General features: G+C 40.1%; 34 protein-coding genes. 1 reads left to right on the top strand and 33 read right to left on the bottom strand.

Features of this window, described 5'->3' with window-relative positions:
* Positions 1-130: 130 nt before the first annotated feature.
* From CRECT_RS02775 to CRECT_RS02660, 25 genes are all read right to left on the bottom strand, one after another.
* Positions 131-697: a hypothetical protein gene (locus CRECT_RS02775; protein ID WP_004319303.1), complete on the bottom strand. Its 567-nt coding sequence runs from the start codon at positions 695-697 to the stop codon at positions 131-133.
* Between the two features lie 156 nt (positions 698-853).
* A complete protein-coding gene (locus tag CRECT_RS02770) occupies positions 854-1,315 on the bottom strand; it encodes a class I SAM-dependent methyltransferase (RefSeq protein ID WP_039888063.1) in 462 nt (153 codons plus the stop codon).
* Entirely contained in the window at positions 1,312-1,671 is a 360-nt protein-coding gene (locus tag CRECT_RS02765; RefSeq protein WP_004319300.1) for a hypothetical protein, read from the bottom strand. Before CRECT_RS02765 ends, CRECT_RS02770 begins: the two co-directional genes overlap by 4 nt.
* The gene (locus tag CRECT_RS02760; protein ID WP_039888062.1) at positions 1,668-2,084 is read right to left on the bottom strand and encodes a hypothetical protein; all 417 of its coding nucleotides are present in this window, start codon (positions 2,082-2,084) and stop codon (positions 1,668-1,670) included. Before CRECT_RS02760 ends, CRECT_RS02765 begins: the two co-directional genes overlap by 4 nt.
* Before the next feature lie 12 nt (positions 2,085-2,096).
* Positions 2,097-2,741: an AAA family ATPase gene (locus CRECT_RS02755; protein ID WP_004319281.1), complete on the bottom strand. Its 645-nt coding sequence runs from the start codon at positions 2,739-2,741 to the stop codon at positions 2,097-2,099.
* 162 nt (positions 2,742-2,903) lie between these two features.
* Positions 2,904-3,158: a hypothetical protein gene (locus CRECT_RS02750; protein WP_050771486.1), complete on the bottom strand. Its 255-nt coding sequence runs from the start codon at positions 3,156-3,158 to the stop codon at positions 2,904-2,906.
* 21 nt (positions 3,159-3,179) lie between these two features.
* Positions 3,180-4,184 carry an adenine-specific methyltransferase EcoRI family protein gene (locus CRECT_RS02745; RefSeq protein ID WP_004319270.1) on the bottom strand — a complete coding sequence of 335 codons (1,005 nt, stop codon included), beginning with the start codon at positions 4,182-4,184 and terminating at the stop codon, positions 3,180-3,182.
* Positions 4,181-4,555, bottom strand: coding sequence for a hypothetical protein (locus CRECT_RS02740; RefSeq protein WP_039888061.1), 375 nt, complete (start codon positions 4,553-4,555; stop codon positions 4,181-4,183). The genes CRECT_RS02745 and CRECT_RS02740 overlap by 4 nt, the downstream gene beginning before the upstream one ends.
* Positions 4,556-4,568: 13 nt before the next feature.
* On the bottom strand, positions 4,569-6,521 hold the full coding sequence (locus CRECT_RS02735; RefSeq protein WP_004319202.1) for a type IA DNA topoisomerase: 1,953 nt from the start codon (positions 6,519-6,521) through the stop codon (positions 4,569-4,571).
* Positions 6,522-6,542: 21 nt separating this feature from the next.
* Complete coding sequence (gene ssb, locus CRECT_RS02730; RefSeq protein WP_004319264.1) at positions 6,543-6,965, bottom strand: single-stranded DNA-binding protein; 423 nt, start codon at positions 6,963-6,965, stop codon at positions 6,543-6,545.
* Between the two features lie 38 nt (positions 6,966-7,003).
* Entirely contained in the window at positions 7,004-8,215 is a 1,212-nt protein-coding gene (locus CRECT_RS02725) for a type IV secretion system protein (RefSeq protein WP_004319226.1), read from the bottom strand.
* Position 8,216: 1 nt separating this feature from the next.
* Positions 8,217-8,492 (bottom strand): hypothetical protein, encoded by a 276-nt coding sequence (locus tag CRECT_RS02720; RefSeq protein WP_004319149.1) that lies wholly within the window; start codon positions 8,490-8,492, stop codon positions 8,217-8,219.
* A gap of 55 nt (positions 8,493-8,547) precedes the next feature.
* Entirely contained in the window at positions 8,548-9,399 is an 852-nt protein-coding gene (locus CRECT_RS02715; protein ID WP_004319172.1) for an ArdC-like ssDNA-binding domain-containing protein, read from the bottom strand.
* A gap of 40 nt (positions 9,400-9,439) precedes the next feature.
* Positions 9,440-9,634 (bottom strand): hypothetical protein, encoded by a 195-nt coding sequence (locus CRECT_RS02710; RefSeq protein ID WP_004319177.1) that lies wholly within the window; start codon positions 9,632-9,634, stop codon positions 9,440-9,442.
* Positions 9,635-9,824: 190 nt separating this feature from the next.
* The gene (locus CRECT_RS02705; protein WP_039888059.1) at positions 9,825-11,759 is read right to left on the bottom strand and encodes a type IV secretory system conjugative DNA transfer family protein; all 1,935 of its coding nucleotides are present in this window, start codon (positions 11,757-11,759) and stop codon (positions 9,825-9,827) included.
* A complete protein-coding gene (locus tag CRECT_RS02700; protein ID WP_004319324.1) occupies positions 11,752-12,162 on the bottom strand; it encodes a plasmid mobilization relaxosome protein MobC in 411 nt (136 codons plus the stop codon). The genes CRECT_RS02705 and CRECT_RS02700 overlap by 8 nt, the downstream gene beginning before the upstream one ends.
* Positions 12,159-13,106 (bottom strand): ATPase, T2SS/T4P/T4SS family, encoded by a 948-nt coding sequence (locus tag CRECT_RS02695; RefSeq protein ID WP_004319283.1) that lies wholly within the window; start codon positions 13,104-13,106, stop codon positions 12,159-12,161. The genes CRECT_RS02700 and CRECT_RS02695 overlap by 4 nt, the downstream gene beginning before the upstream one ends.
* Before the next feature lies 1 nt (position 13,107).
* Positions 13,108-13,329: a hypothetical protein gene (locus tag CRECT_RS02690; protein ID WP_004319287.1), complete on the bottom strand. Its 222-nt coding sequence runs from the start codon at positions 13,327-13,329 to the stop codon at positions 13,108-13,110.
* An 11-nt stretch (positions 13,330-13,340) separates the two neighbouring features.
* Positions 13,341-14,534 (bottom strand): DNA type IV secretion system protein ComB10, encoded by a 1,194-nt coding sequence (locus tag CRECT_RS02685; RefSeq protein WP_004319194.1) that lies wholly within the window; start codon positions 14,532-14,534, stop codon positions 13,341-13,343.
* A 1-nt stretch (position 14,535) separates the two neighbouring features.
* Positions 14,536-15,807, bottom strand: a complete 1,272-nt coding sequence (locus CRECT_RS02680) for a TrbG/VirB9 family P-type conjugative transfer protein (protein WP_004319292.1) — start codon at positions 15,805-15,807, stop codon at positions 14,536-14,538.
* Positions 15,804-16,454 carry a VirB8 family type IV secretion system protein gene (locus CRECT_RS02675; protein ID WP_004319155.1) on the bottom strand — a complete coding sequence of 217 codons (651 nt, stop codon included), beginning with the start codon at positions 16,452-16,454 and terminating at the stop codon, positions 15,804-15,806. The genes CRECT_RS02680 and CRECT_RS02675 overlap by 4 nt, the downstream gene beginning before the upstream one ends.
* A complete protein-coding gene (locus CRECT_RS12915) occupies positions 16,455-16,583 on the bottom strand; it encodes a hypothetical protein (RefSeq protein WP_004319245.1) in 129 nt (42 codons plus the stop codon).
* 2 nt (positions 16,584-16,585) lie between these two features.
* Entirely contained in the window at positions 16,586-19,090 is a 2,505-nt protein-coding gene (locus CRECT_RS02670; protein WP_004319183.1) for a VirB4 family type IV secretion/conjugal transfer ATPase, read from the bottom strand.
* Positions 19,091-19,099: 9 nt separating this feature from the next.
* Positions 19,100-19,342, bottom strand: a complete 243-nt coding sequence (locus CRECT_RS02665; RefSeq protein ID WP_002952523.1) for a hypothetical protein — start codon at positions 19,340-19,342, stop codon at positions 19,100-19,102.
* A gap of 13 nt (positions 19,343-19,355) precedes the next feature.
* Positions 19,356-19,712, bottom strand: a complete 357-nt coding sequence (locus tag CRECT_RS02660; protein ID WP_227932171.1) for a hypothetical protein — start codon at positions 19,710-19,712, stop codon at positions 19,356-19,358.
* A 671-nt stretch (positions 19,713-20,383) separates the two neighbouring features.
* Here CRECT_RS02660 and CRECT_RS02655 point away from each other — a divergent pair.
* Positions 20,384-22,021 carry a relaxase/mobilization nuclease domain-containing protein gene (locus CRECT_RS02655; RefSeq protein ID WP_004319309.1) on the top strand — a complete coding sequence of 546 codons (1,638 nt, stop codon included), beginning with the start codon at positions 20,384-20,386 and terminating at the stop codon, positions 22,019-22,021.
* A gap of 174 nt (positions 22,022-22,195) precedes the next feature.
* Here the strand turns inward: CRECT_RS02655 and CRECT_RS02650 are convergent, their stop codons facing one another.
* The 8 genes from CRECT_RS02650 to CRECT_RS02615 are packed head-to-tail and all read right to left on the bottom strand — an operon-like array spanning position 22,196 to position 24,931.
* Positions 22,196-22,759, bottom strand: coding sequence for a HepT-like ribonuclease domain-containing protein (locus tag CRECT_RS02650; protein ID WP_004319160.1), 564 nt, complete (start codon positions 22,757-22,759; stop codon positions 22,196-22,198).
* Positions 22,752-23,105 (bottom strand): nucleotidyltransferase family protein, encoded by a 354-nt coding sequence (locus CRECT_RS02645; protein WP_004319214.1) that lies wholly within the window; start codon positions 23,103-23,105, stop codon positions 22,752-22,754. The genes CRECT_RS02650 and CRECT_RS02645 overlap by 8 nt, the downstream gene beginning before the upstream one ends.
* 16 nt (positions 23,106-23,121) lie before the next feature.
* Entirely contained in the window at positions 23,122-23,400 is a 279-nt protein-coding gene (locus tag CRECT_RS02640) for a type II toxin-antitoxin system RelE/ParE family toxin (RefSeq protein ID WP_004319164.1), read from the bottom strand.
* Positions 23,384-23,665: a hypothetical protein gene (locus CRECT_RS02635; protein ID WP_004319224.1), complete on the bottom strand. Its 282-nt coding sequence runs from the start codon at positions 23,663-23,665 to the stop codon at positions 23,384-23,386. Before CRECT_RS02635 ends, CRECT_RS02640 begins: the two co-directional genes overlap by 17 nt.
* Before the next feature lie 17 nt (positions 23,666-23,682).
* Positions 23,683-24,102, bottom strand: coding sequence for a hypothetical protein (locus CRECT_RS02630; protein WP_039888057.1), 420 nt, complete (start codon positions 24,100-24,102; stop codon positions 23,683-23,685).
* A gap of 42 nt (positions 24,103-24,144) precedes the next feature.
* Positions 24,145-24,384, bottom strand: coding sequence for a hypothetical protein (locus tag CRECT_RS02625; RefSeq protein WP_004319179.1), 240 nt, complete (start codon positions 24,382-24,384; stop codon positions 24,145-24,147).
* A gap of 4 nt (positions 24,385-24,388) precedes the next feature.
* Positions 24,389-24,676 carry a hypothetical protein gene (locus CRECT_RS02620; protein WP_004319171.1) on the bottom strand — a complete coding sequence of 96 codons (288 nt, stop codon included), beginning with the start codon at positions 24,674-24,676 and terminating at the stop codon, positions 24,389-24,391.
* A gap of 12 nt (positions 24,677-24,688) precedes the next feature.
* Complete coding sequence (locus tag CRECT_RS02615; protein ID WP_050771485.1) at positions 24,689-24,931, bottom strand: hypothetical protein; 243 nt, start codon at positions 24,929-24,931, stop codon at positions 24,689-24,691.
* Positions 24,932-25,750: the final 819 nt, after the last annotated feature.

The raw sequence follows: 25,750 nt of genomic DNA, 5'->3' as shown, positions 1-25,750 counted from the left end.
GCCCCCTGTCGCTTTGGGCGTATAACCTATCGCCCTCTGATCTCGTTCGTCGTTTATAGGGCTTCTAGGGACTTAAAACTATCTTAAAACAACTCGCATTCCCGGCACAAATAAATTGCCGGGTTCTGCGCTATCCTCTTATTCTCATCGCAATGTATTCGTCCGTATCTAGGTCATAGTTGTTCGCTTCGGCTTTAAACTGCATCAATTCGTCAAAAGTAAAAATATCTTTGAGCTCGTATGTGGCTAAAATTTTAACGTCCGAATACGTCAGGATGCTTACTTCTAGGTTCTCTGCGATTTGCCTGATTTTCTCTTTCTTGGCATCGCTTACGAATACGATATAATTTTTTATATGCTGCATGTCCTTTGGATCGTTTGGCTGTGGCGCCTCTATAAGCCCCATTTTAAACCGCACAAACTCGCTCATACTGGTGTTGAACCATTTGGCCTGATCATAAATTGTTATCAGCACATCGTCTTTTATATGCGGTATCGGCGTAGTCAGGGCTAGCTCTATAAATTTGGCTAGCGTATACGTCGGGTACTTTTTTCGTATTTTTACGGCCAGCTCCTTTGAAAATTTCGTTCCTATCGCCGCTTTGCTCTTTTTTGCCGGCGCTTCTTTTTGCGTGTCCGCCCCGGCTATAAATTCCTCCAGCTTGTCCGTAGAGTTGCTTGCTCTTTTAAAGTCCATTTTCTTCCCTTTTATTTTTTTAAAATTCTAATCTCTTAATCTTAATAAAAAATAAAATATTAAAAATTAAGATAGCATTATTTTTAATTTTTCACAAAACTAAAAATAATAAATTTCCTAAATTTATACCAAAAAAGCGATAAAAATTATAAATTTTTATATTCTCTTAAAGAATACTAGCCAATGTGTTTGCCTGGTTGTTTTTTGTCCCAATATTGGATTTATAGGGAAGCATTTTAATACCTCGCTCAATTTTATTTGGTTTTCATTCCATTTAAAAATTAGCGTTCCATTGGGTTTGAGTACCCGCATGCATTCACCAAAACCATCCGCCAAGTCTTTGCGCCAATCGGTATTAAGCTTACCGTATTTCTTCGCCATCCAAGAGTTGCATCCTAGCCTATTGAGGTGCGGTGGGTCGAATACTACAAGGTAAAAACTCTCATCGTTAAAAGGTAAATTTCTAAAGTCGGCCACCGTATCCGGACTTACTTCAAAACTTCGGCCGTCGCAGAGTGTATGGCTTTCCTTTCGGATGTCACAAAAATTTACGCTTTCATTTTTTTTGTCAAAATAAAACATTCTGCCGCCGCAACAAACGTCTAAAATGGGCTTCATAATATTTGCTTCCTTATCTCGTCAAGCCTTAGCTTTTCTTGAAAATCGACCTTTATCGTATCGCGAAAATCTGCCAAAATAGCTATATATTTATCTTCTGTTATCGACATCTCTGTTTTGATTATGTCGTTAAATTTGCGTAAGTACTTTGTCCTGTTTTTATCGTCGATCAAAAAATTAAACTCTTCGTCATTAAGTAGCTTCTTTAAATTTTCTATAAGTTCTTTATTCGCCTTTTCTGTTTGCTTGGAGCTATAAAATATACAAAATAAGCCTATCGGTATAAATATGGATATTATATACCAGCTGTGTTGATCAAGCCAGCCCAAAATTTCTTTTATCGTCTCTATCGTCATTTTATCTCCTGTCGGTCGCTATCTTTTTTACATTTTGGTTCACCGATCGGCGCATAGTCGCTACCTTTTCCAAGAGTTTTCAGGATGCAGTTTTCAAGCTCAAACGTTACCCATTTATAGTTGCCTATTGACGAATCTATTCTCTCTATGATTTTGCCCTTATCTATTATTCTAGCAATAAGCCTGTCCCTGTCATAGCACTCAATAAACCACTTTTTGTATTCGTCTAGGTTATCGTACTTGTATAACGCACCGTCTTTATAATTTATAGTAAACTCATTATTGCCCAAATCTTTTATATTAAGCTGATAAGATAACGCGTCTATCATATGGCATACTTGCTGTTTAGTTATAGATTCAGCGTGTAACCCCACGCAAACTGCTCCTATTAGTAGTAGTTTATTTATTTTCATTTTACTATCCTTTTAAAATATCTCTTCGCATAAATTCTTGATTTCTTGCTCCGCCTTGTTGCCGTCGTTCATCTCGACCACTCCGTAGCCTAGTTGCGTGGCTATTTTGTAGCGCTCGCGCTCAAATATGATCGTGCTTGCTAGCCTTATATAATCCTCTTGGAGCTCCTCGATGAATGCTTTCAGGCTGTCTATCTTTTTGTATAAAAATGGATTGGTCGAGGCTCGATTGATCACGATATAGGCTTGTAGCTTTTCGTTTTGTTCTTTGGCCATTTTTACGATATTGACCATTTTATCTAGGACGCTTACGTCAAACTGACTTGGAATGGTCGGGATTATAACTATATCGCTCAGCGCGATGGCTATTCGCATCTCTCTGCTATCTCGGCCGCCAGTGTCTACGACTATGTCTTTGCCACGATCTACGCTTTGCAAAAATTCTTTTAAATTTTCGCCGTATTTGTAAGCGAAATCAAATGCCTTTGGATGCCCCTCTTCGTTTCGTATATTTAAAAACGTGGCGATCGACTTTTGCGGGTCGGTATCCAGCAGCAAAAGCAGCTCGCCTTTTACTATGCCTTGATTTATAGCTATGTTCGTGGCAAGCGTACTTTTTCCGCTGCCGCCTTTTTCGTTGCAGATCGATACTATCATCATCTCTCCTTTGCGTAAAAATTTAAAATGATTATATCGTCTTAAACTTAATAAATAATAAAATATATATTATTAAAATACTATTTCTTAAAATAATATCAAAAATAAGAGATATATTTTAGATAAAATTACATAAAAATAACAATAATATTTTATAAATTTCTACTCTTTTCTAGTCGATAGCAAGAAATGCATTTTTATGATTAAATAAAGCATTGCGTTAAATGCGATGTAGCAGATCGCGGCTAGCGTTATAAAGAAAGCGTCCGCGTTTAGTATCGTTTCTACCCTGTTGGGTAGTTTTAAAAAATATAAAACGACGTTCGTGCCGAACCCTAGCAAATTTATGGCTAAAAATACCAATATAAACCGCTTTGCGGGGCTGTTAAATAATTCTGTTTTCTTTGACTTCTTCATGATTTTAAATAAATTTGCTCCCTAAATTTGATTTATTACCCTAGTTCTGGGTTTAAGGCCGTTGATTCGCTGAATCATTATCCTGATAAATAGCTCTTGCCCGTTTAGGACGGCTGATTTCGTGTTGCTTTGGGCGTAGTCCTGCTTGACTAGCTCGGGGTATTTTTCTTTGATCTCAAAATCGCAGCCTAGTATATGAAACTGCGCCGGGTTGTGCCGCAAAAAGAACGTAAGAGGCACGCCGATTACGCCGTCGTAGTCGATCGGTATGTTTTTATAATTGGTTACTTCTATGATTTTGTAGTTGTCGTATTCCGGATACTCGTGCTCATTACCTTTATATTTTTTCATCAGCCTTACGCCGGTTTGATGCTTGGTGCTTTTTAAATTCGTAAACCACGATACGTGGCTAAACCTCTTTTTGCTGCCGTCCGGGCGAGTAAAAATATTTACTTGGTGATTTCCTAGCCAAATTTGGTTATTTTTGTATAGCTCAAATATCTTTTTATAGGTAATCGAATACGTTCCGCCTACGATTAAAAATTTCTTTTGACCGCTTTGGGCTATATCTATAAGCTCTCTAAAAAGGGAGAAGGGTGGATTGGTTACGACGATGTCGGCCTGCGCGATTATCTCCTTTACTTCGTCACTGCGAAAGTCGCCCTGACCGCGCAACTGTGTTTCGCTCATGCCGTCACTCGTGATCTCTATTTTCGTGCCTTTCGAGCTTGGTTCGTTGATGTTAAACGTCGTCGTGATCAGCTTTTTTAGTTCCAAAGTTTTAAAATTTAAGGCGAAATATCTATAAAAATTGCTATTTTTGCCGTCGTTGCACGGGCAGACCACGATTTTACCTTTAAAGTGCGCTTTATAGTCTTGTAGCTCTTCTCTGATCTCGTCAAAGCTCGTATAAAACTCGTCGTCGATCTCGTATTTGGCTTTCACAAAATAGACGTTGGCTCTCTTTTCCTTATCCGCCATCCAGCCTTGTTCTACCAGCTCGTTTTGGGTTGAAATTTGGCTCATTCTTTCCCTTTTTGTTCCGTTTTGCTTTTTGCATCGAAATACGATTTTAAAAAGCAAATTTCAAAGCAATCAGCCTCTGGATCATTTAAATAAGGCTCTAAAAATGAAGCTAGTTCTGAACGTACGCCACCAAACTCTTTAATAAATTTTTTCTTATTTTCTGTTGCGAAGCATATAAATTCGTCTTTGCCGATAATACACCCATAGCGACTTTCTAAATTTCTCCTGTATTTTTTAAAAATATCAAAAAATACAGGGTTCAACGTGTCTTTATATTCTTTACCGAAATAAAACCCGGCTATATCTTGCTCTTCATCGATTGTCGTTTTACGGCAAACACGAAAAAAGATTTCGGTGTTATTTACGACCATGTTATATCCTTTGTTACTTCTTCTTCAATGCCTTTTCTATAAACGCTTTACAAATTTTCAGATCCGTATCGTAGCCTTTGGGCAGCTCCAGCTTTTTGTCTTTTGCTAGATCTTGCGCTAGTTTGATTTGCTTATCGCTCGGCGGGCGAATGGCTTTGTCTTTATTCTTATTTATAAAATCCGAGCAAATTTTCCAGTCTGTTTCGATGTTGCCCGGCAATGCTATTTTTAAATCCAAAGCTATACTTTTCGCAAAATTTAACTGAGCTTCGCTCGGAGGCTTGGTCTCGCCGCTACTTAGCTCTTTAAAGCCCATTTTTTCGTGAAGCGGCTTTATAAAATCCAGATAATTTACTTTGCTGTCGCTTATCTCATCTAGCACGCCCTCCATTTGCTTCGTAAATTCGCTTTGCGTGATCCACTCGTCGTCTGCTTTGACGCTCTCAATAAAATTTATGCCCTTTGGCGTGGCTATGATATTTTGATTTTTGCCTTTGGTCTCGATAACTACGAATTCCCGCTTTAAAAGCGTAGGCAGAAACGTCGCGTACGTGCTTGGCCTGCCGATGCCCTCTTTTTCCAAAAGGGAGATAAAATTGCTTTCCTTGTAGTGCTGTGGGGCTTGCTTTTTAACTTCTTGCAGCTCGAAGCCTAGTATTTGCACTTCATCGCCTTTGTTTAAATTTAGCTCTATTTCCGCTACATCTTTGTCCCGTTCGTCTTCATCGTCCGCCTGCTCTTTCAAAGCCCCCTTAAAGCCTTTATAAATGCATTTGCCGGTCTTGGCCTTAAAGCTTAGAGCCTTGACGTCTATATCGTATGTTTTGTTTTCGTTTATGGCGTTTTTGGCTTGACTTAGGACTGAATTTAGAAAAATAAGCTCATAAAGCGATTTTTCATCGTCGCTTAGGCTTTCGCGCCCGGCTATTTCATCTATCTCGCCGTAATCGTGCACATGGCTTATACGGATCGCTTCGTGAGCTTCCGCTTGGCTTTGACTTCCGGCCTTATACTCCCTTTTTTCGTACCACTCTTCATTGCCGAATTTAACGCCTACTTCATCTATAAATTCATTTGATAGACTATTGCTGTCGGTTCTATGATACGTGATAAGGCCTTTTTCGAATAGCTTTTGAGCTAGACTCATGGTCTTATCCGAGCTAAACTCTAACCTTTTGTTTGCCGCTTCTTGCATTTGGCTGGTTCTAAACGGGGCTTGAGGCTTCATTTGGCTTTGTTTTGTGTCTATTTGATAGACTTTTGCTCTGTTACCGCTAAGCTCGGCGATTTTTGCGTTCGCTTCGTCTTTCGAGCTAAAAATATTATCGTTTATGGCCGTAAATTCTACGCCATCGCTGGTTTTTAGCTTTGTTTTGATTTTGTAGTCAATCTGTTTTGATGCCGGGCTTGCTAAAAACTCTTTTATTTCAAGCTCTCTTTTTACGATCAGGGCGAGTGCGGGCGTCTGGACTCGGCCGACGGATAAATTTTTATCGTTGAGCTTGTTGATGTAAGCAGGCGACATGATAAAGCCCACCAGCTTATCGCCTACCGCTCGCGCCTTAAAGCTATCAAATTCCTTTAAATTTGAGCTTGCAAACGGCACGGCTTTATCTAATCCTTTTTTGATGCCGCTTTCCGTGATTTCGTGAAACTCGGCGCGCTTTACGCTCTTTGCGATATTTTTAATCGTCTCATAAACCATGTAGCCTATGCCGTATCCCTCCCTGTCCGGGTCGGTGGCTATGATGACGTCTTTGCCTTTACAGTTGTTAAAAATTTCGTTCATCCTGTGCTTGCTTTGCTCTTTCATCTCGAATATCGGCTCATAGCCGGTATAATCGACCACTATCTCCTTTGCTAGCTCTTTAAAATGCCCTTTGGTAGCGTAAACCTTTGCGCCCGTTATATGCTCTATCTTGTCGCACTTGTTCGGGCTTTCGATAATAATTACGGCATCGCCCATTTTTTACTCCTTAGTTAAATTTTATTGCTCGAATGGCGCATCTTGCGCGTTACCCTCATACTCGTTTTCTATCTGTGGCGTAGGATAGGCTTGCTCGTTTTGCCCGGCTTCTTGCTTATCTTTGGTATCAAGCATTATCATTTTATCGACGATCACGCTATGCTTGCTTCTGTTTTGTCCGTTATTATCCGTCCATCGGTCAAATTTCAACCGCCCCTCGATGAATATCCTTGAGCCCTTAGCCAAGTATTGATTGGCTATTTCCGCGCTTTTACCCATAAAAGTTACGTCTATAAAGCATGTCTCTTCTCGCTTCTCGCCGTTTGCTGCATTAAATTTGTGCGTCGAGGCTATCGCGGTATTGCCTATAGCCGTACCGCTAGCCATGTATCTTAGCTCTATGTCTTTGGTTAAATTTCCTATGATCGTAGCTTGTGCGAACATTTTTACCCCTTTTAAAAGAATTTTCTAAATTTTAAACCTTACGGCACCGCGTATCCGCCGCGGAATACTTTATAGGCGTCATATACGCCTTTTCCTAGCATTTTCGTGCCCTTGCCTATATCTTTTCCAAGATTTACGCTTGCGTCTAGTCCTGCTTTCGTGATTTGCCCTACTGCGTTTCCGCCGGTGGCCTTGCCGAAGCTTTGCAGCGCTCCGCCGATAAAGCTGCCCCCGGTCGCTTTTCTAGCTAGTCCGCCCAGCAAAGTCTTTCCGGCTATGCCGCCGGCTACCGCGCCTGCTATTACTCCACCGGCTCCGCTTTCCATCTGCGTTCCTAGCACTGCGTTTATCCAATTCGGTATCTTTCTGATTATGAAAAGCGCAGTTATGCAAGTGATCGCGCCGGTTATCAAGTATTCAAACTGCTTTATAAATAATTCGCCTATGACATTTTGATATTTTTCAAGCTCCGTGATCGGATTCATCGCTAAATTTAAAGCGATAAACGCCAAAGGGGCGATGATAGCGTATGATAGGTATAGCTTATACCAGCTCCATAAATACGGCAAAAAGCGCGGCGTGATCAAAAACGGCAGCACCAATGGCAGCGTGCTTAATATCAAAAACGCCACGAATTTGCTAAAAAATATAACGATCGTGATGCCGATTAGTAGAATAAAAAATACTAGGTAAAATATCCAAAACGGGATCATTAAAAACGCCGTTACGACTCCCGCCATTATGTAATCCGTCGGACCATTAAAACTTAATCCCAGCATAGACCATTCTTGCGACTTTAAATAGGTCTTTGTTCCGTATTCCCACATTAAAGCTCTTAAATTATCCACTCTATTGGCCGACTCCGTCACGATCGTTCCGAAGTCTTGACTCTGAAAAATAGAGCTTACCGTCGCGGTTATCATGTTTTCGGGTATAGTCAGGACGTATAGGGCGCCGGTATATGCGCTAAATGAGCTAAGAACCGCAAAAATGAAGCAAAGCTTGATTATATATTTTATAGCGTTAAACGTCTCCTCTCGCGTCGGATAGCCGTTTTTTAGCTTGTCCAACAGCCAAAATACGACTATTAAGATTACGATCGTCGTCGTGGCGGTCGAATAAACTAAATCGTGAGCTCCTTGATAAAATTTTTCAAATAAACTCATCACGTTTTCTTGCATAACGGCTTGAGTCTTGTTTATCCAGTTGCTATCCGTTAAAAGCGTTTTCGCTACTTGCTGCTGTGCCATTTTACGCCCTCGTTATATTTTTTTTATAGGTTTTTATCGATATTAATGCCTTATTGTTATCTAGCGGCTCTGAGGTTTTTATCTTTTTGATTTCTATTTTTTTGCCGTCTTTCATTATCGTCTCGGTCGTGATCTCTTCTTGGAAATACGGGCTTTGCATCTCGATGATAAACTCTTCCGCCCCCTCTTTTATGTTTGCGTCATCCGCGCCTATCGGTTGCTTTTTGGCGGTTGTCCCGTCGCCGACTCCTAAAAAATTCAAAAATTCAAATAACATTTTAATCCCTTTAAATTTGGGGCTTTCGCCCCGTCTACCCTAAGTTTGATTTAGCCTATCTGCCTTGCTCCATGCCCTTATCTTTTTGCTTGGTCTGCTTTTTGGCTTTCTCGGCTTCTTTGGACATATCAAGCCTTTGCGCCGGGTTGTAGTAATCCACGCCTTTGATTTGAGCTATGGTTAGGTTGTCTAGCTGCTTTGCTAAATTTCCGCCAATTCCCAATGTCTTGCCGTAGTCTATCCTGACTTCGTATGCTTGGTTCTTGGCCGTCTCTCGGTAGTTTTGGATGGCCGTTAGATCCCGCTCCTTGATTTTTTCTTCGTTTAGCCCGTCGAATTGGCTTACGTGATAGAGCATTTTCGTCTCTAATCGCGGTTTTATCGGGATTTTTTCCTTGACTACGTACGTGATCGCCTTACCGGTATTTTCATCGAGCCTAACGTTGCCGTCTTTGTCTTTTACCGTCGCTACGACCTCTTTGCCGTCTTTGTCCAATTTCGGCCTTAACTCGTGATCTGCGATATAAAGCATTTTAACGCCGTCTACTCTCGCTTGTAGGCCGTTTTTGGTTTTTAAAATTTCGCCGGTTTGCTCGTCATGCTTGAGCTTGAGCACTCCGCCCATAGCGTTGCCTTGCTCCATCGTTACGAATTGAGCCTTGTCGTAGCCTTTTATGGCCATCTCCGCTCTTAAAAGCATGCTGGTCTCTCTTGAATACGTTTTGCCGGTTAGGGCGTTATAAGGCATAGTATTGTCTACCTCTTCCTTACTCATATCCCTTTGCCAGTCCGCTTTCTCGGTCTTGTGGGCTTCAAAGAGCTTATATTTCATGTATTTATCAAAGCTCTCTTTTTTCTCGGCATTACTCATTTGCTCCCAACCCTTTTTCTCTTGTTCTGTTGCCATTTTTTATCCTTACGTCTGTCGTTTACTCATAGCTTTTGGGCTATGAGTCGGTATTGGGCTCGTCTTGATCGGCGACTTCCATGCTTTGGTGGGACTTATTTAAATATTCCCACTCCTTGCTTTCGCCATCGCTTATTTCAAACTCGCCGTCTTCGCTTGTCGCAAATCGCTCGGCAAGATTTTTCTCATACTCTTTGTATGCCTTTTCTTGCTCTTGCTTTTCTACATAGGTCATTGCTTACTCCTTAGGGTAGATTTTAGAGCTTTGGGCTCTAATTTAAATCTTCGATAAAAATTTAGATTAAAGCTCTTAAAAAATAATAAAACATTTAAAAATAAAATTACATATAATTTAAATTTAGCAAAAATAAAAATATTATATTTTTAAATTTTTTGATAAATTTATTATAAAAATTTATAAAATTTCACTCCCTATCCACTTTAATTTTTAGAGCTTTTAGCAGCTCGTCTCTTTGTTGTTTTTTCTCGTCCGCAGGATTAATTCCGCTCTGGTTTAAATTTGCGTTATTTTCTGCCGTTTTCGCTTCACCCTCCGCCTCTTTTCCGCTCCCTTTTTTGGCGACATGAACGTCTTGCGGCGCGGTCGCCTCGTTTGGCTCGGCTTTTGCCTCAACTTCTAGCTTGTCCGCCCCTTTCCACTGCGCCATCTTGAACCAATAAGGCACTTTTGCTTTGATAGGCATCTTGTAAAAGCCTTTAACGAGAATTAAAATATCGCTGCTGTCTTGGTTTTTCAAATCTTGAGCGGTTACTAGTTTTTTGGCTTCTTTACTCTTTGAGATATTGCTTTTAAACAGCTCCATATTGCCTTGCGATTTGCTGATTTTAATATTGGTGTAGTCGCCTATTAACTTGCTCGTATCCTCTGCGTCTTTGTCGCTATTCATATTAAAAATTACGTGATATCCGCTGTTATTTTTTACGATATTCATATCGTCTTCGCCGTAGTATTTTTTGATCTGCTCGTAGCTTTGCGTAACGAATACCGGTAAAAGCCCGTAGCTTCTACAAAGCGCAGGGGCTTCTAATAAAAACGGCATCTTGCCGAAGCGGACGAACTCATCCCCGAAAAAGTATATAAATCGCTCGGGATCGCTGCACTCTTGACCGCTCATTAATTTTTTAAATAGCGTTTCTATAAATATACGGATTAAAGGAGCTAGAATATCGATGTCTTCGGTCTGAACGACTACGTACATCGATATTCTTTTCGCTCTTAAATCCTCGAATGTAAAGCTCATCTTGCTTGTCGCGCTAGCTACTTGCGGGTTGCTAAATACTTTCATAAACGTATCGTAGGTCGATTTTATACTTGCAAATTCGTTGTCCGCGGCTCTTGCGTATGCTCTCGCCTGGTTTCTCGTGCTTTCGTCTATACTTTCGTCAAAACTCGTCTGTTTTAGCCAAATTTTAAAAGTATCTACGTCGTAATCTCTCTCCCTTTCTTTATCTGGATCGTCCTCGTCTATCTCTTTCATCGCCTCTTCGCCGAATTTTTCGTCCAAATACTCAAAATAATCGGCTTTTGGGGCTTGAGCCAGCTGCGCTAGCGTCGCGTGTCTATCTCTTTGCATAAAGTATTCGGCAAAAAATACGAACATCGTTCTTGCCGATACTATCCAGTGATCGTTTTCGTTACCTTTTTCGCCTACGAAAATGGTAGAAGCTATCTGCTCGGCCAATTTTTTGATATGTATATACTCCATGTCTTTAACGATCGAGCGATCGAACGGGTTAAAAAATAGCGTATTATCCCAGCTAAAAGGGGAAAATAGCTGAATTTCGTTATTGAAGTATTTTTGCCTATACCCGGCCGTTTTTTTGTATAGTTCGCCTTTGATATCCAGCGTTACGCAAGAATTAAGCACGCTTAATAAATTTGGGATAATCATGCCCGCCGTTTTACCGCTTCCGGGAGGCGCTACCACTAGCGTTGAGAGCGGCTGCGTAGCCCTTAAAAACTGCGGATTATCACTATCTATATTGTGGCATCCTAACACCAAACCGTTTTTATAGTTTATATTCATTTTAGGGAAATCTTCAGGTGTCGCAAACCTTGCCGAGCCGTAATCTTCGCCGTCTCTAAAATACGGCAATAGCCACCACGTAAAGACTACCAAAAACGGGGCGATCAGCGTAAATAATGCGACGTAAGCCTTTAATTTTAGCGTCGGCGCGCCTATATTTATTAAAATTTTATACGCTACCGCCGGCACGTTTATCAAATCCGGATTAAAAATAACCTTGACTACCGCCAAATATAGCACTACGCCCATTATAAGCGAAACGAAGAAAGCCCAAGCCCATCTTTTAGCGGTAAATTCTTTTGAACTATCCATTTTCATCCCCTTTTTCTTCCTCGCCGCTCGGCGTTTTAGTGTGTTTGACATCTATTTTAATTTTTAAATCTTCCATTTTTGCGCTTAATTCTTTTATGGCTATTGCGAAACCCCGCATATTTTTTTCTAGGTCGTTTTTGGCTTCTTCGGGACCAGTAATGTTTGCATTTAGATGATAGGCGATTTGATTTAAATTTACTCCCAAGCGACCGAATTCTCGTAAGAATTCGCTTATTATTTCGTTATTCGTTTCTATCCGTTCTAGCACGTCAGCGTATTTTTCTACATGTACCAGCTTTCGAATTACTGCTGATTTGCTTTCATTGCGTCTTTGAGATAGGCGTTTCAGCACCCTTGCGTCGGCTTCGGTAAAATATATAAAATGCGCGGCTACTTTTCTCATGCTACGATCTTTGCAATGTCTAGTTCTTTTAAATTTAAAATATCCGTTATCACTCTTTGATTTTTTACTCTAGCTATTTGGATGATGTAATCGATCGCCGTAACAATAAGGCTATCTAGCATGCGATCGTCCACGCTTGATAGGCCGCCTCCTAAAATAATATTGGTTTTAATGGCCTTTATGGCGTCTTTGGGATTATTTGCGTGCAAGGTGCTTAAATTTCCGGCATGCCCGGTGTTGTTTACTCTTAAAAATGAAAAGGTATTACGGATGTCTATCTCGCCTAAAAATAGCCTATCTGGTCGCAAACGCATCGCATTGTCGATCGCTACCTGATAGCTGTAAATTTCGGTAGCGATTTTCGGTACGGCCAGCTGCGTTTTATTAACGTTTTCCACCCTTAGCTCTTGGCTGTCCTCTATGGTGACTACTCGCTCGCCCGGGTCTATTTCGCCCATTAGCGAGTTTAAAAAGCTGGTCTTCCCGCTTCCAGTTCCGCCGCTTAAAAGTACGTTTTTCTTATCCCGGATCAACTCTTTGATTTTTTCGTAAGTCCAGCCCTCGTTTATCACGTTTTGGCTTAGGATGAAGCTTTCTAATTTAAAGGCCTCTTTGCTGGGTATTCTTATGCAGATTGCGATATCGCTATTAAACAGACTTGATTTGTGCTGCGCTTGGATGCGGTAACGTAAAAACGGATCGGGCAACTCGCATGAGAGGTGGCAATGCGTTTCGTCGAAGCGCTGATTTCTCCTAGTGGCTAGCTCGATCAAAAAATTATTTAGAAATTTTATATCTAGCTTTGGGTCTTGCACTATTTCCCAGTGGTCGCCGTAGTCTATGTTTATTTCGCATGGCCGATTAAATATTAGTTCGTTTGCCCGCAGCGTCAAATACGGCTTTAAAACGCCTAAAATGTTATTTAAAATTATGCTTTCGCTCATTTTACTCTTCTTGGCTTGCTTCCGTTGTGCTCGCGCCATTTGCACCCGCTAAATCGTTCTTTTCTTGCACTAGCTTTTCTAGCTTCTGCCTTTCTTTTGCAGCGTTTGCCTCAGCCTTTTCGGTAATTTTTAGCTGATTTGCTATGCGTTTTAGTAGTCTATCGTTTGCTTTTTTATTTTGTAGCTCGGTCTTAACTTGGCTTTTGATTTGCTCGTATTGCATCGGCTTTCCCTTTAATCGTTAAAATATTGCATCATCACTTCGCCGTTTTTCGGTTTTGCAAACCACATATGATTTGTAGGCACTAAAAATATACGGCTTCCGCTTTTGATTTCTATGGTCGGCTTGATTTGGCTTTGCTGCTGGATTATGTCTTGCACCACGCTACTTATGTCGCTTCTAGCATTTGAGTAAATTTCGGTGGCGTAAGAGTTGTTTGAATTGCCCATTTTTGAGGCTATACCCAAAAGTAAAGCATTTGTAATCGTTGAAATTGAGTAGGCTATGCCGTAGCGTTCCCAATATTTATTATTTATCGCTCCTACGACTCCGTTCATTCCCATATTATCGGCGGCCATTGCATCGGTCAATATTATATTTATTCCTTGCGGCGTGATTATCTCCCGCCACCTGATTTCCAGCCTTTCGTGCCCGATTTTGGTATCGTTGGTATAAAAGCCTATCACTTTACTTCCGCGAGGGATCAGCACCGCTCGCCCCATCGCGGCATATATGTCTTGCTCTATTTGAGCCGTTACTATTCCGCTTAAATCCGAGCTTATCGCGCTCGTTAGAATTGCCGGGATCAGCCGTCCGGCTCTGATGGTGCGGTATAGTCTATGCTCGTTCGTGCTAATGTCTATACTCTTTTGATTTGAAAAGCCGTCGGCGCCGTATTTTGATGAGTTCTGATTTACGTTTTTTATTTCATTGTTGCGATTAGCTAAAATTTGAGCTCTGATTAGCTCGCGCATTTTGTTTTCATAGGCGGCTTGGTTGTCTCTTCTTATTTCTTGTTTTAGGCTCTCTTGCTTAGCTTTTAGCTCTTCTTGCTTATCTCTAGCGCGCTGCGCCATCTGCTCTTGCTCTTTCGTCATATCTTCGGGCGTAGCGGCCGGCGCTCCTGGCGCGATCTGCCCGGATTGCTTTTTGGCTTCGAGCTCTTCTAATTTTTTTAAAATTTCGCCTAAATTTTGCCCGTCTTCGCTCGGCGCTTTCTTCCCGGCTTTATAGATATAGTCGTCGACCGGGAATTTTGAATTTTCAAAAAGATGATTCAGATCCTTTTGGTTTTGTAAATTTCTTATTTGCTCGTCTTGCTGCTCTTGCCCGGCCGCCTCGTTAAAAATTTCCTCCGCCAAAAGGGGAGAGGAAATTATACTAAGCGTCGCAAGGCTTAAAAGTAGCGTTTTCTTCCCCTTTTTCATTTTAAAATCCCCTTGCTTTCTTTACGGATTCGTTATATTTTTCTTGGTTTTTCGTTATTGTTTTGCTATGCTCTTTTTGTCTTTGTTTTACGGCTTCTTCATCGGTGTTTAAATTCTTTCTTATCTCTTTTCTTAGTTTTTCGGCCTGTGTTTCTTTGCGATCTACGCATACGTAGCTATCGCCGCTTTTAATCGTAAATTTCGGATTTATAGTCTCTGCGATTATGTAATCGCCTATTACCCTCGTTTCTACCGGGCTATCTTGCTTATCGATGACTGCGTAAATGGTAGGGATTTGCGGCATTTCGTCTTTGGAGTACTTAAAATACGTAAATTTCTTATCGCTAAAAATTTCAGCCGATAGCAGCCATTCGTTTTCTTTTTTGGCTTTTTGCGTATATCCGCTATAAATATCGCTTTTTTTGACTTTCAGCTCGGCTATGCCGTCTTTTATGGTTAAATACTCCTTGCTATCGGTTTCGAGCTTAGCGAGATTGGCTTTTTGCGTTTCGCTGTCTTTTATGCGGACTATGAAGCTTGGATCGTTTGAATTTTTATAATCCGTCGAAAAAATATAAAAAGTGTGGATTTTTCCGTCGCTCGTAAAAATCGTTAGGCTTGTATCGATACCTATTAATTGCGGGATTATCGCGATGGCGTTAGGCTGGCTTGGGATTTGCTCTATTTTAAAGCCGGTTTGGTCGCCTAGCACGAAATTATCTATCTCGCTATCAAATATCAGCGTAGTGGCCATCGCATGGCGCGTGCGAATTTTGATAGTTTTATCGGGCTGATATTTGACCACTTGCGTATTTTCGTATCCGCTGTATTTCTTTGAGTGAAATTTTTGCTGCAATGCTTTTAAATCTTGATTGCGGATGGCGTTTTTCATGAGCTCTAGCTCGTCCTTGCCCATCTGCCTGTCCGAGGCATCGGGCGCACTGCCGAAGTCTATTACGTCTTGTTCAGGAATTTGTCCGCCGTTAGGATCGTTAAATTTTACCCCTTGAGGCTGCCGCCTTTGCTTATATAGACCAAGCGGATTTATTTTAAAATTTGATTGTATATTGTTGTTTACGTCTTTGTTTTTATCGTTAAATATATCTTCACCCATCGAGCCGTTTTGCTGCTGCTCGTTTACCAGCTCTTGCGTTTGGCGCATAATAGCGCGGATTTGATTCATTTGCTCTTCGCTCAGCCCCTCTTGCGGCTCGGCCGCGCTTAAATTTAAAGCTAGCGCCGAGACGATAGAAAGTTTTATTAAATTTCTCATTTTGAGCCTTTCTCGTCCAAAATTTGCGTTATTTGATATTTACTTACGATAAAGCCGGTAGGATTTTTCATCGTATCGGCGTACGTGCCGCTTTGGTTGCGAAAGTCGTACTCTATCGCGCTTCTATATTTTTTATAGCTTACTTCGGTGCGCGTAGGATTCGTGATCTCGGCTTGGAAGTCGACCGTCGCTACGTTTTGGCTTAAAACGGCTACGTTTAAAATTTGAATGTTGCGGAAATAGTTTTTGGTCGTATAGATCGAGTTTGGATCGCTTACTAAACTTTGAAACGCTTCCCATACCTGCCTGCTGCTTTGCGTGCGTATCTCGTTGTATCGCTCGGCGTCGTCTATGCGGTTTATCATCTCTCTGTTTTTAACGTATCCGGCTAAAATGCTTTTTAGCAGCTCTTCGTTACTGCGGACGTTTAGGCTCGTATCGTCTATGGTCACGAAGCGGGAGTCACCGTCTGAAAATTTAAGTAAAACGGGCTTTGTTTCCTTTAACGGCGTTAAAAGCGCTATTGCTACTGCTAGGCTTACGCTTACGACCGCAAGGGCTATGATCGTATAAAACATATACGCTTTGATGCTTCTTTCGGCTCTGAAAATAAAATTCGGGTCGATCTTTCTCTCTTCAAACGCCATTTAGCCCACCTTTATAAAATCGTAACAAGCGCAGGGGCTTATTCTTTCTATTTTGCTCGGCTTATCCGCGCATCCGCTTAAAAATGCGGCTAGTATCGCCACCGCCATGATGATTGCTATCTTTTTCATCCTTAACTCCTCTTCCCTTTAAATTCTATGTAATGTTTTCGCCAGTGGATCGGGCTATCGTTTTTAAGCTGCTTTAAAAGCATTACGTTGTCAGAGCTCGACGAGAATACTCGCAAGTAGCTTCCAAGCCTCGATAAATCTATATCCAGCTTTGCACTCTCGTTTCTTAACTTCATATTTAGCAGTATTTGCCTCGCGTTCGAATTGGTCTCTTTTAAAAATTTAGCCTCTGTCGGCGTTAATCCTATCATCGCGTTTAGCTCCGCCAGCGTCTCTTCGCTATTGGTCGGAAATATGATAAAATTTGCCATATTGTCCAAAAACGACGAGCCGCGCTCGATGTTATTAAATAGGCTCATGCTTTGAAATCCCATGCAAGCTACTCCGCCTATCTTGCGCCACTCCAAAATCGCTTCAAGGATTTTTTCCTGCATCGTCTCGTCCTGCAAATAATCCTTTAATTCGTCTATGAAACAAAAGAAGCCGCGCTTATCTGCGCTATTTTTGGCTTTATTTTTTAGCTTATGAAAAATATATATAGCCGTAAGCCCGGCGGTTTTTTTGTTTTGCAGTATGCCGTCCATATTTAGCACCGATAGCTGTTTGGTAAAATTTAAGGCGTCTTCTTTGTTATCGAATATTGAGCCTTTGTAATTGTCAAATCTGATTTTTAACCTTGATTTTTCGTTATTGTCGCTTGGAAGCGATATGATAAAGTCGCTTAGCGTTAGCGTTTGACCATCTTGCTTCATGTCGTATATACGATCTATCGTGTTGTTAATATCGTTTATGGCTTCATGCTCGTCGTTTTTAACTTCGGCCATAAAGCGCAGCCATGATTTTAAAAAGTCTCTATTTTCGTTTGTGTCAGCCAGACTGAACGGATTTAATTTAAAGCCGTCGCTCTCGCTATCGTGGTATTCGCCGTCTACGTAGTTCGTGAAGTTATACATACCGCGCAGCTTATCCATTGCAAATATATCTATGGGGTATTTAAATAAATTTGTCATTAAAAATTGCGCTAGCGTCGTCTTTCCGCTTCCCGTTCCGCCTACTATCATCGTGTGACCGGCGGGGCGATCGCCGTCCGGCTGCCAGTGGAAGTTAAATAAAAAAGGCGTGCCGTTTAAGTGCTTAAACGTCGTTATCGCTTCGCCGCCCCAGTCGTTTTGGTTAAAACCGGTTACCTCGTTTTCAAAATTTGCGATCGTGGCTAGGTTGCTGATGTTTAGCGTCTTCTTTCTAGCATTTAAATTTCCGCGACTAGGGAAGAAACTGAAATAAAGAGCTTTTTGATTTAGCGTCTCCCGCACGACGTTTAGTCCTTGATTCTCTAGGATATTTTTTAGCTCGTTCGAGCGGTTTTCCAGCTCTTTGAGGCTATCGGCTAGGCAATATACCGAAAAGCTCGTCTCCACTAAATTTTCCCTGTCGGCTTGGATCAGCTCCATTAACTGATCTAGCTCTTGGCGGACTAGCTCTACGGCAAACGCTTTAGTGTCTTTTATCTTCTTGATCGCCTTGCGTTTTTCGTAGGCTTTTAGATAAATCATAGCCATAAATTCGTTATTGCTTTTGATTAAATTTGAGGTGATGATCGACTTGATCTGCTCTGTTTCGTATGCTTTTACGCTTATGAACCTAGCATATTTGGTCGTACCGTCATTGCGGTAAAACTCTATGTAGTCTTTTTTAAATTCTACGTATGAGCTTATATAGCTATCGGTAATCAGCTCGTTGGTATATGCGAGATTCGTCTCTTTTGCGTTTGAATACGTAGCGTAAAAATTTATGATCTCATCGCCGCTTAGCTGTCTTGGCTGATAAATCGAGAAGTAGTTTTTGATATTTGAGAACGTATCGTTTAAAAGCTCGATTTTTTGCTTTAATTTTGCGCTTTCGTTACTCTCGTCGCCCTCTTCGCTAGTCATTTTGGTTTTAAAGCTCTCCAGTAGTCCTGTGATGTTTTTCGTCATCGTGGATATGATCAAAAAATATCTTATGGCGTATATATCTTGATTGGTCTCCCATTTCTTTATGATCTCGTTTGCATACGGATTTATATTTTTGTCCGTATATTCTTTGTCGTCTTGCTTTATTTTTTTGATGATTAAATTTATCTCTACGTCGTCTTTTAACGTCGTAAAAAACATAACGCGGTTTAAAAGGTAGTCCGTCTCGTCGTCTAAGCTGATTCCGGCGTAGCTTACCCCTTTTAACTCTACCGCTATACTTGCGTTGCCGTCTTTGGTGATTATTATATTCTCGCCGTATTTGCAGGCGATATTGTTTTCTTTTGCCAGCGTATAAATTTGCGGTTCTGCTATCATTAAAATTTCATCCGCTTTTTTATTGATTTTGTTGATTCTTGATAAAACGTCGTTTTCCGTTTTATTTTTAACGTTTGGTTTTTCTTGGCTTACGTCAATGCCAAGCTCTTTTTTTAGTTTTTCTTTCTTTTTGTTTTGATTCCACTCTTTGATTACGCCTATTATTCCGCGAGCCATTTTTATAACCTATGCATAAAATTTATTTTGCGATATTTTCATTTTAGAACCGATGATGTCATATATATCTTCATCGAAAAATTCTAAAATGAAGAAGAAGCAGTATAAAATAGCAACGACTGCTAGCGAATATAAAATCAAGATAAACCACGAAATAAATCCAGCGATTATAATCGTGAATAGACTCGTGGTCGTTAGACCTATGATTTTCGTTCTTTTGGTTAAGTCCATATAGCAGTCGGTCACTATCATTCGCTTTTACCTTTTACATTGCTGCGGCAGATAAGCCGTATGCAATACCAAGAATAATCGCGATGCCAAGTAGCAATTTTATATTATTTTTTAAAGCCTCGATGTTTACGAACATTATCGTTAAGAATACTACGACCCAAATAATACCAAATACGGTGATTACCGTATTGATAACGCTTGCGGTACTACTGCCGGCTTCCGTGATTTGTTCGTTTGCCTTTGTTTCCAAAGTTTTTAAAACGTTTTGGCCGCCCGCTCCGAATAAATGAAACGGCAAGAACATTAAAAAGTAAAAAATACTTTTCGCCTTTTTTGAGACTTTTCTCATTGTTTGCTCCTTTTTGATTAGAATATTTTTGATTTCTAGCACTATACTATTTTTTGAAAAGCGAGATTTTGTAAAAGTGATTTTGTAAATAACGATTTAAAGGGGGCTAAAATTATGCGCTTAAAAATTTTTAAAGTTTTTATTTACTTTTATGTTCTTTTGACTTGATTGGCGTATGGGCGTTTGTATCTATTTTTTAAAATATTACGCTTTGACAAAATGCCCTTTTTAAAAAATTTTACAAATTCTTTTAAAAATTTTCTTTTCCGTTTCATTTTGCTTATCTCTGAATACTTTTGCTAGATATTTTTAAATTTTTCTTATATTTTGTCTATAAGCTTATCCGAATAAATTTTTCTTATTCTGTTTTGTGTATTGCAAATATGATTTTGACTTTTTAAACATTTTTGAGATTTTTCATCGCTTTCCCTTTTAAAACCTACTCGATTTCTTTCAAAAATAAAATGCTCTGCGTTTTATTTTATTTTCGGTAATTGTAAAATTACCGAAAATCACAGCTTTTTAAGTTTAGTTTCCCCATTTTTAGGCGTTTTATCGCTATAAAATGGGCTAAACTTAAAAAAGTGATATACAAAGGGGGTTATCCTGCCTATTTTCTCGCATTATCTTTTCTTAAAGCTACTTACACTAACATCTTTTGCAAATATCTTTAAAAGCTATGAAAGCTTTTTTAAATTTAAAAGGGAAAAAATTTGACGAGACGTGATTGGGATGCGTTTTTTGAAGAGCTAAAAAGTATCAGGGCAGGCTATACCCGCACGGCAAAATCAGAGCATAAATATGTTTCCTTTGGAAGTGGCGCGGGATTTTCTCGCTCGCATATTCCTTTTCCTAAAAATAACTTTGCCAAACAATCAGTCGTAAAGATGATTTCAAATTTGCCTAAAACTTCCATCAAGCGCTGCATCGACTACGCTCTTAAAAACTCTCTCGACGGCTCGGCTATCAATGAAAAAGGGGAGAGAGTAGGCAGCGATGAAATTTTAAAAGATTGGCGCAAGGACTTCGGCGATAATCCAAACTCGAAGGATGCGTGGCATCTGATTTTTTCTATCAACGAGCCTTGCGACGATCAGAGAAAATTGCGGGCTTTAAAAGAAAGCGTGCATAACGTGCTAGGGTTAAATTTTAGCGGACACAAGTATGCTTTCGTGCTACACACTCATCAAAACAATCCGCACGTGCACGTGGTCTTGAATAAACGAAACAGCTTTACCGATAAAAAAATCCACTTTGATAGCAGAAGCGAAATCAGAGAGTTTTTCGACGACGTGCGCACGAATTTCGCCTACTCTCTCGGAGCTCGCGGGTTAAAATACGAGAATAAAAATTTCTTGCAAAAGGATTTAAAGCTCGAATTTAACAAAGTAAAATCTGCCGTAAAGCTTGAAACGGACGACTATACGGCAAAGGATAAAATAAACGACTACTACTCAAAAATGCAGGATAAAAATAAGCAAAGCTACGACGCTACGGCGGGGCGCATCGAGGCTATGAATAACGAGCTTGCCGCTCTTAAAAAGGATAACGAGGAGCTTTTGCGGCTCTTTTTGCTTTATACCAAAAAGCGAAATAAACGGGCGTATAAGCTGGCAAAGGAGCTAAAAGAAAGTAATCGCGTCATCAAAGAAAAGAGCAAGGCCGTGCTATCCGAAATCGACAAAATAAATAAAATTTCCAGTCAAGCTACGCAGCTTAACGAGATGCGGCTGGCGCACTATAAAGACCGCTCCGCGGGGCTAAGCTTGCTTGAAAATTTTAGCTACAACTATAATAAAATTTATCCGAAAAATAGGGGCGCGAGCAAGGCCGACTGGCAAAACTATAAAAAAGTGCGCCGCGCTATCGCTATTCATCGCGGCCGCGAGGACGACGCGGCTAGGAAATATTTCGAGGATAGCCTGCTAGTTACTCGAATGCTCGGCCGCAACGAAAGTCTTTTTAAGCTAAGCGCAAAGCTTGAAATTTTAGATAAAAACCTTTACGTCTTGCAGCATTCTGGCGTAATCGGCGAAGAAGCTAGCGCCTTTGAGAAAAGGCTAAAAAGCAATAAGGAATTTATCGCCGATATTTGTCAAAAACGCTTCGAATTTGTGCGCAAAAAGCTTTTAAATAGCGATAAAATCGATAAGGACGGCTTTTTGTTTAAGGAGTACTTTAAAGGCGTATCGGTGCTGGGCGTTAAGCCTGATGATCGGCTCGTAAAAATCAAAAATGAAAAGAGGTTTTATAAGGACGTCTTGGCTGAACGATCAGGCAAGACTAAAACTCAGGGTTCTCGCTCGGCGGAGCAAAATAAATTTAATAATGAACTTGGCGGTCGAGAGTAAATTATATTTAAGAAATAATAAAATATTTAAAAGTAAAATTATATTTTATTAAAATATAGCAAAATCAAAAATATCAAATTTTTTAAATTTATGTAAAAAGGGGTATAAAAAGTTTAAAATTTAGAAAAAGGGAAAGAGATTTATTTTATCTCCCTTTTAAAATTCGAACGTAAATTATTTTACGTTCTCGTTTGAGTTGCTTTTAACGATACCTTTTAGCTTGTCTGCGTATGATTTGTCAAGCTCAAGTCCATTCTTTCGTAGGTCGTCGTAGCTTTTTTGGATATCCATCCTAAGATCGCTTTTGGCTTGCGGGGTTAAAATATCCTGCTTCTTAACGAAGCGATCAATCTTTTTTTGTAAATCTTCGCACAACTCTTGCTTCGTTTCTTTTATGACTTTTTGTAAATTTTCCTTGAGACTAGGTAGATCCGTGCGGATCACGTCTTCTATGATTTCGTTTTGTATATTGTCGTAATCGTGAGAAGACCAATTTCTAATATCTCTTATCCCTTTTAGGTCTTCTTTTTTAAATTTATCTAAGACGTGGTATTCCTGCGCCTCTTCAAGCTTCTTGAATTGCTGATATACGACGTCGATGTGTTTCATTATCGCCGGCTTTGTAAGCAGCTCGTCTTCTAGCGCTGCCGTAACGCCCTTGGGCTTGCAAACTTCAAATACTTGGTCTATTTTTTCTACTGCTAGCTCTAGGCGATATATAATTTTTTTGTCAGACATAAATCGCTCCCTTTACTATCTTGTCGTCTTGCATTTTTTGCTCGGAATAAAAATCGCAAATATCTACCGATTTATGAAATTTGCCCGCGATCTGCTCTTTTAAATTATTTAAATATGCAAGCGCTTTAAATGCGTGTAGCCTGTCTAGAAAGTCTTTTTTATCGGCCAGAACAACTATGTCGATGTCCGAGTCTTCGCCCGCGTAGCCTTTGGCGTAACTTCCGAAAAGTCCTATCTTTTGGATGCCGTCTTTTTCAAGACCCGGCTTGAGCTCGGATAGATACGCCAGTATGGCTTCTTTGGTTAAAGGCGATGTTTTCGTTAAAGAAGGCTTGGATGCTTTCATCCTTCATCCTTGTGATTCAGGGCAGATTTCTGCCGTAAATCGATAAAATTTCTATCGTATCGTTTTCTTCATCTATCAAAAACGGGATAACATATTTTTTAAAAATCAGATCCCGGATTCGCTCGTCGTTTGCTGTTGTGCTTTTGCGGTGCTTGCGCGGCATATATGCGACTCTTTCTATGGTTTCTAGTAAATCATCGTAAAACTTTAAAGCTCTTGCCGGACTATCTTGCCATATAAAGCTGATTATTTCATCGGTTCTTCGGTTAAATTTATCATTATATATGATTTGCATTTGCGCCTAATCTTGAAAACAATTCTTTCTTGTGTCGCTTAAATTCATCATGGCTTATATATTTCAGCTCTCCGCGCTCTCTTTGAGCTAGGATTTCTCTCAAGTCCGCTTTGTCCGCTTCCGTTGGCTCGTATTCTTCATATTCGTCAACATCCGCTTTCTCCATCGTAAAGTGGGGGTTTATCTTCTGCAAGGCCTCATACGCGTCTTGTAAAATTTTAATAGCTTGAGGCGTGTCTTCGCCCGTAAAAGTTACCGATATCATGGCTCGCTCCTTTTATTTCATCTTTTTCCGTTTTCAAGAACCGTTATATGTTCCGGATCGCATTCAAATTTGCCCCATTTTGTACATTCGACCTCATATGCAGAGCCTACCTTTTTATTATTTTTATCCACTACGACTACTACGAGCTTCTCGTCTGTTATAAGATCGTTTTGGGCTTTCCATCTTGTAAATTTAGCAAAGCCTTGCTCTGATGTGTAGTTTTTCCAATTTTCACCGTTAAATAAGGTCTGCGCATGATAAAATTCAAAATCTGCATTTTTAACCCTCTCTTTTAGTTTATTTACCATTGCATCGTAATTTGCTTGTTTTATCGCCGGATTTGCATTTTCTAGCTTCACAAGCCCGTCATCCTCGCCGCATCCTGCCAACATAAGCCCGGCTATAACGGTCGCCGTCAATAGTTTGATCCTATTCATTTTTCCATCCTTATTTTCATAAATTATAGCATATTTTGCTATTTACTTTTGCCGCCTCTCGAGCTCTTCGTAGATCGGCATTAGGACTTCCTCTTTGTGGCCTCTAAAATCAAAGCCCAGCGAGTCTAAGTAATCCGCCATCATCTCTATGCTACTCCTTAAAAATCCGAGTTCCCTGTCGCTAATATTGCCGAGCTCTGCCGGCTCAAGAGGGAGCGGAGCTCTGCTTAGCTCTACCATTATATCGTGTGCTCTTTCAAATTTATTATAGTTTTTATTCATTGGCTCATGCCGCCCTTTTTCGTCTTTTCTTCGTTTCTCGCGGAGCTTGGTATAGCTCCTGAAAATGCTTGGGGTGCAATATAATTCTAGTCTCGCCCTCGTGCCTGTCAAGCTTTAATACAAGGCAATCCATTTTCTTAAATACGCCCAGCACCCCGTAAGTTTCGCGCTCATTTAGTAGTGCGCTTATCGTCTCTTTTTCCATTAAAGTCCTATAAGGCTTAAATCCTTTCGTGCTTCTTAGTACGTTTAGCATTTTAAGCTCGCCGAAATTTATAAATAACTCTTTCATTTCAGCTTCCTGCTATGCCGTCGCCCGGATGTATCTGTCCATGCAATCTTTAAGGCCTTTTAGCGTATTATATGAATAAAATTGCCTATTCCATGTATTTGCGCCGCATTCGCAGTATAAAAACAGAACCTCCTGCTCGTTCCAATTCGTGCTAGCGCCGTAAGTCCAGCCGTCTATCTCGATCCTCGCTCCGGTTTCGTCTTGTTTAACTTCGCCGTATTGGTTAAGTAGTTTAATCGCGTTTGTTAATTTCATCTTTTTAAGTTCCTTTCTTCTTAATTTATAAAACAATTATACCGCTTTTTAACTTAATAAATAATAAAATATTAAATAATAAAATATTAAATAATTAAAATATATAAAAATATAAAATATCAAAAAAGTAAAAATAACCTAAAAATAAATTAAAAATCTAAGCCTCATTTAAGCCCAAATTTGATTTTCTTTTCCCTTTTTAATTCCCGCTGCCGTCGTTGGCGGCAGCTCCTATATTTAGGGGCGTTGCGGGGTATCCCCGATTAAACCCCTAGAAGCCGAGACCTTAGGCTCGGCTTCGGCACGGCAGCACCTTAGTGCAGACCGCCAACATGAACGGCATTTTGTAAAAATTATACTTATCCCAGATCCGAGCAAACTCCCAAGAATAGGGATTGAAATGCGATTTCTAAAATCTTATCCAAACCTTAAACTTCAAAAACCGACCTAAATTTTGATTGCCCGGATTGAGCAATGTTTATAAAATCATATTTATCCAGTTCCGCAGTGGGCATCATGGACGGCATTTTGTAAAAATTCTACTTATTCAAAATCCGAGCAAACTCCTAAATAAAGGGGATAAAATATAATTTTTGAAAGCTTATCTAAACCTTAAACTTCAAAAACCGACCTAAATTTTGATTGCCCGGATTGAGCAATGTTTATAAAATCATATTTATCCAGTTCCGCAGTGGGCATCATGGACGGCATTTTGTAAAAATTCTACTTATTCAAAATCCGAGCAAACTCCTAAATAAAGGGGATAAAATATAATTTTTGAAAGCTTATCTAAACCTTAAACTTCAAAAACCGACCTAA

Source organism: Campylobacter rectus, assembly GCF_004803795.1.
Lineage (GTDB): Bacteria > Campylobacterota > Campylobacteria > Campylobacterales > Campylobacteraceae > Campylobacter_A > Campylobacter_A rectus.
The sequence above is the reverse complement of the archived record's forward strand: the minus strand, read 5'-3'. Positions and strand labels throughout refer to the sequence as shown.

Coding starts and splice junctions, on each gene's coding strand:
- CRECT_RS02775 (WP_004319303.1), bottom strand. CDS start 697: ATGGACTTTAAAAGAGCAAGCAACTCTACGGACAAGCTGGAGGAATTT.
- CRECT_RS02770 (WP_039888063.1), bottom strand. CDS start 1,315: ATGAAGCCCATTTTAGACGTTTGTTGCGGCGGCAGAATGTTTTATTTT.
- CRECT_RS02765 (WP_004319300.1), bottom strand. CDS start 1,671: ATGACGATAGAGACGATAAAAGAAATTTTGGGCTGGCTTGATCAACAC.
- CRECT_RS02760 (WP_039888062.1), bottom strand. CDS start 2,084: ATGAAAATAAATAAACTACTACTAATAGGAGCAGTTTGCGTGGGGTTA.
- CRECT_RS02755 (WP_004319281.1), bottom strand. CDS start 2,741: ATGATAGTATCGATCTGCAACGAAAAAGGCGGCAGCGGAAAAAGTACG.
- CRECT_RS02750 (WP_050771486.1), bottom strand. CDS start 3,158: ATGAAGAAGTCAAAGAAAACAGAATTATTTAACAGCCCCGCAAAGCGG.
- CRECT_RS02745 (WP_004319270.1), bottom strand. CDS start 4,184: ATGAGCCAAATTTCAACCCAAAACGAGCTGGTAGAACAAGGCTGGATG.
- CRECT_RS02740 (WP_039888061.1), bottom strand. CDS start 4,555: ATGGTCGTAAATAACACCGAAATCTTTTTTCGTGTTTGCCGTAAAACG.
- CRECT_RS02735 (WP_004319202.1), bottom strand. CDS start 6,521: ATGGGCGATGCCGTAATTATTATCGAAAGCCCGAACAAGTGCGACAAG.
- ssb (WP_004319264.1), bottom strand. CDS start 6,965: ATGTTCGCACAAGCTACGATCATAGGAAATTTAACCAAAGACATAGAG.
- CRECT_RS02725 (WP_004319226.1), bottom strand. CDS start 8,215: ATGGCACAGCAGCAAGTAGCGAAAACGCTTTTAACGGATAGCAACTGG.
- CRECT_RS02720 (WP_004319149.1), bottom strand. CDS start 8,492: ATGTTATTTGAATTTTTGAATTTTTTAGGAGTCGGCGACGGGACAACC.
- CRECT_RS02715 (WP_004319172.1), bottom strand. CDS start 9,399: ATGGCAACAGAACAAGAGAAAAAGGGTTGGGAGCAAATGAGTAATGCC.
- CRECT_RS02710 (WP_004319177.1), bottom strand. CDS start 9,634: ATGACCTATGTAGAAAAGCAAGAGCAAGAAAAGGCATACAAAGAGTAT.
- CRECT_RS02705 (WP_039888059.1), bottom strand. CDS start 11,759: ATGGATAGTTCAAAAGAATTTACCGCTAAAAGATGGGCTTGGGCTTTC.
- CRECT_RS02700 (WP_004319324.1), bottom strand. CDS start 12,162: ATGAGAAAAGTAGCCGCGCATTTTATATATTTTACCGAAGCCGACGCA.
- CRECT_RS02695 (WP_004319283.1), bottom strand. CDS start 13,106: ATGAGCGAAAGCATAATTTTAAATAACATTTTAGGCGTTTTAAAGCCG.
- CRECT_RS02690 (WP_004319287.1), bottom strand. CDS start 13,329: ATGCAATACGAGCAAATCAAAAGCCAAGTTAAGACCGAGCTACAAAAT.
- CRECT_RS02685 (WP_004319194.1), bottom strand. CDS start 14,534: ATGAAAAAGGGGAAGAAAACGCTACTTTTAAGCCTTGCGACGCTTAGT.
- CRECT_RS02680 (WP_004319292.1), bottom strand. CDS start 15,807: ATGAGAAATTTAATAAAACTTTCTATCGTCTCGGCGCTAGCTTTAAAT.
- CRECT_RS02675 (WP_004319155.1), bottom strand. CDS start 16,454: ATGGCGTTTGAAGAGAGAAAGATCGACCCGAATTTTATTTTCAGAGCC.
- CRECT_RS12915 (WP_004319245.1), bottom strand. CDS start 16,583: ATGAAAAAGATAGCAATCATCATGGCGGTGGCGATACTAGCCGCATTT.
- CRECT_RS02670 (WP_004319183.1), bottom strand. CDS start 19,090: ATGGCTCGCGGAATAATAGGCGTAATCAAAGAGTGGAATCAAAACAAA.
- CRECT_RS02665 (WP_002952523.1), bottom strand. CDS start 19,342: ATGATAGTGACCGACTGCTATATGGACTTAACCAAAAGAACGAAAATC.
- CRECT_RS02650 (WP_004319160.1), bottom strand. CDS start 22,759: ATGTCTGACAAAAAAATTATATATCGCCTAGAGCTAGCAGTAGAAAAA.
- CRECT_RS02645 (WP_004319214.1), bottom strand. CDS start 23,105: ATGAAAGCATCCAAGCCTTCTTTAACGAAAACATCGCCTTTAACCAAA.
- CRECT_RS02640 (WP_004319164.1), bottom strand. CDS start 23,400: ATGCAAATCATATATAATGATAAATTTAACCGAAGAACCGATGAAATA.
- CRECT_RS02635 (WP_004319224.1), bottom strand. CDS start 23,665: ATGATATCGGTAACTTTTACGGGCGAAGACACGCCTCAAGCTATTAAA.
- CRECT_RS02630 (WP_039888057.1), bottom strand. CDS start 24,102: ATGAATAGGATCAAACTATTGACGGCGACCGTTATAGCCGGGCTTATG.
- CRECT_RS02625 (WP_004319179.1), bottom strand. CDS start 24,384: ATGAATAAAAACTATAATAAATTTGAAAGAGCACACGATATAATGGTA.
- CRECT_RS02620 (WP_004319171.1), bottom strand. CDS start 24,676: ATGAAAGAGTTATTTATAAATTTCGGCGAGCTTAAAATGCTAAACGTA.
- CRECT_RS02615 (WP_050771485.1), bottom strand. CDS start 24,931: ATGAAATTAACAAACGCGATTAAACTACTTAACCAATACGGCGAAGTT.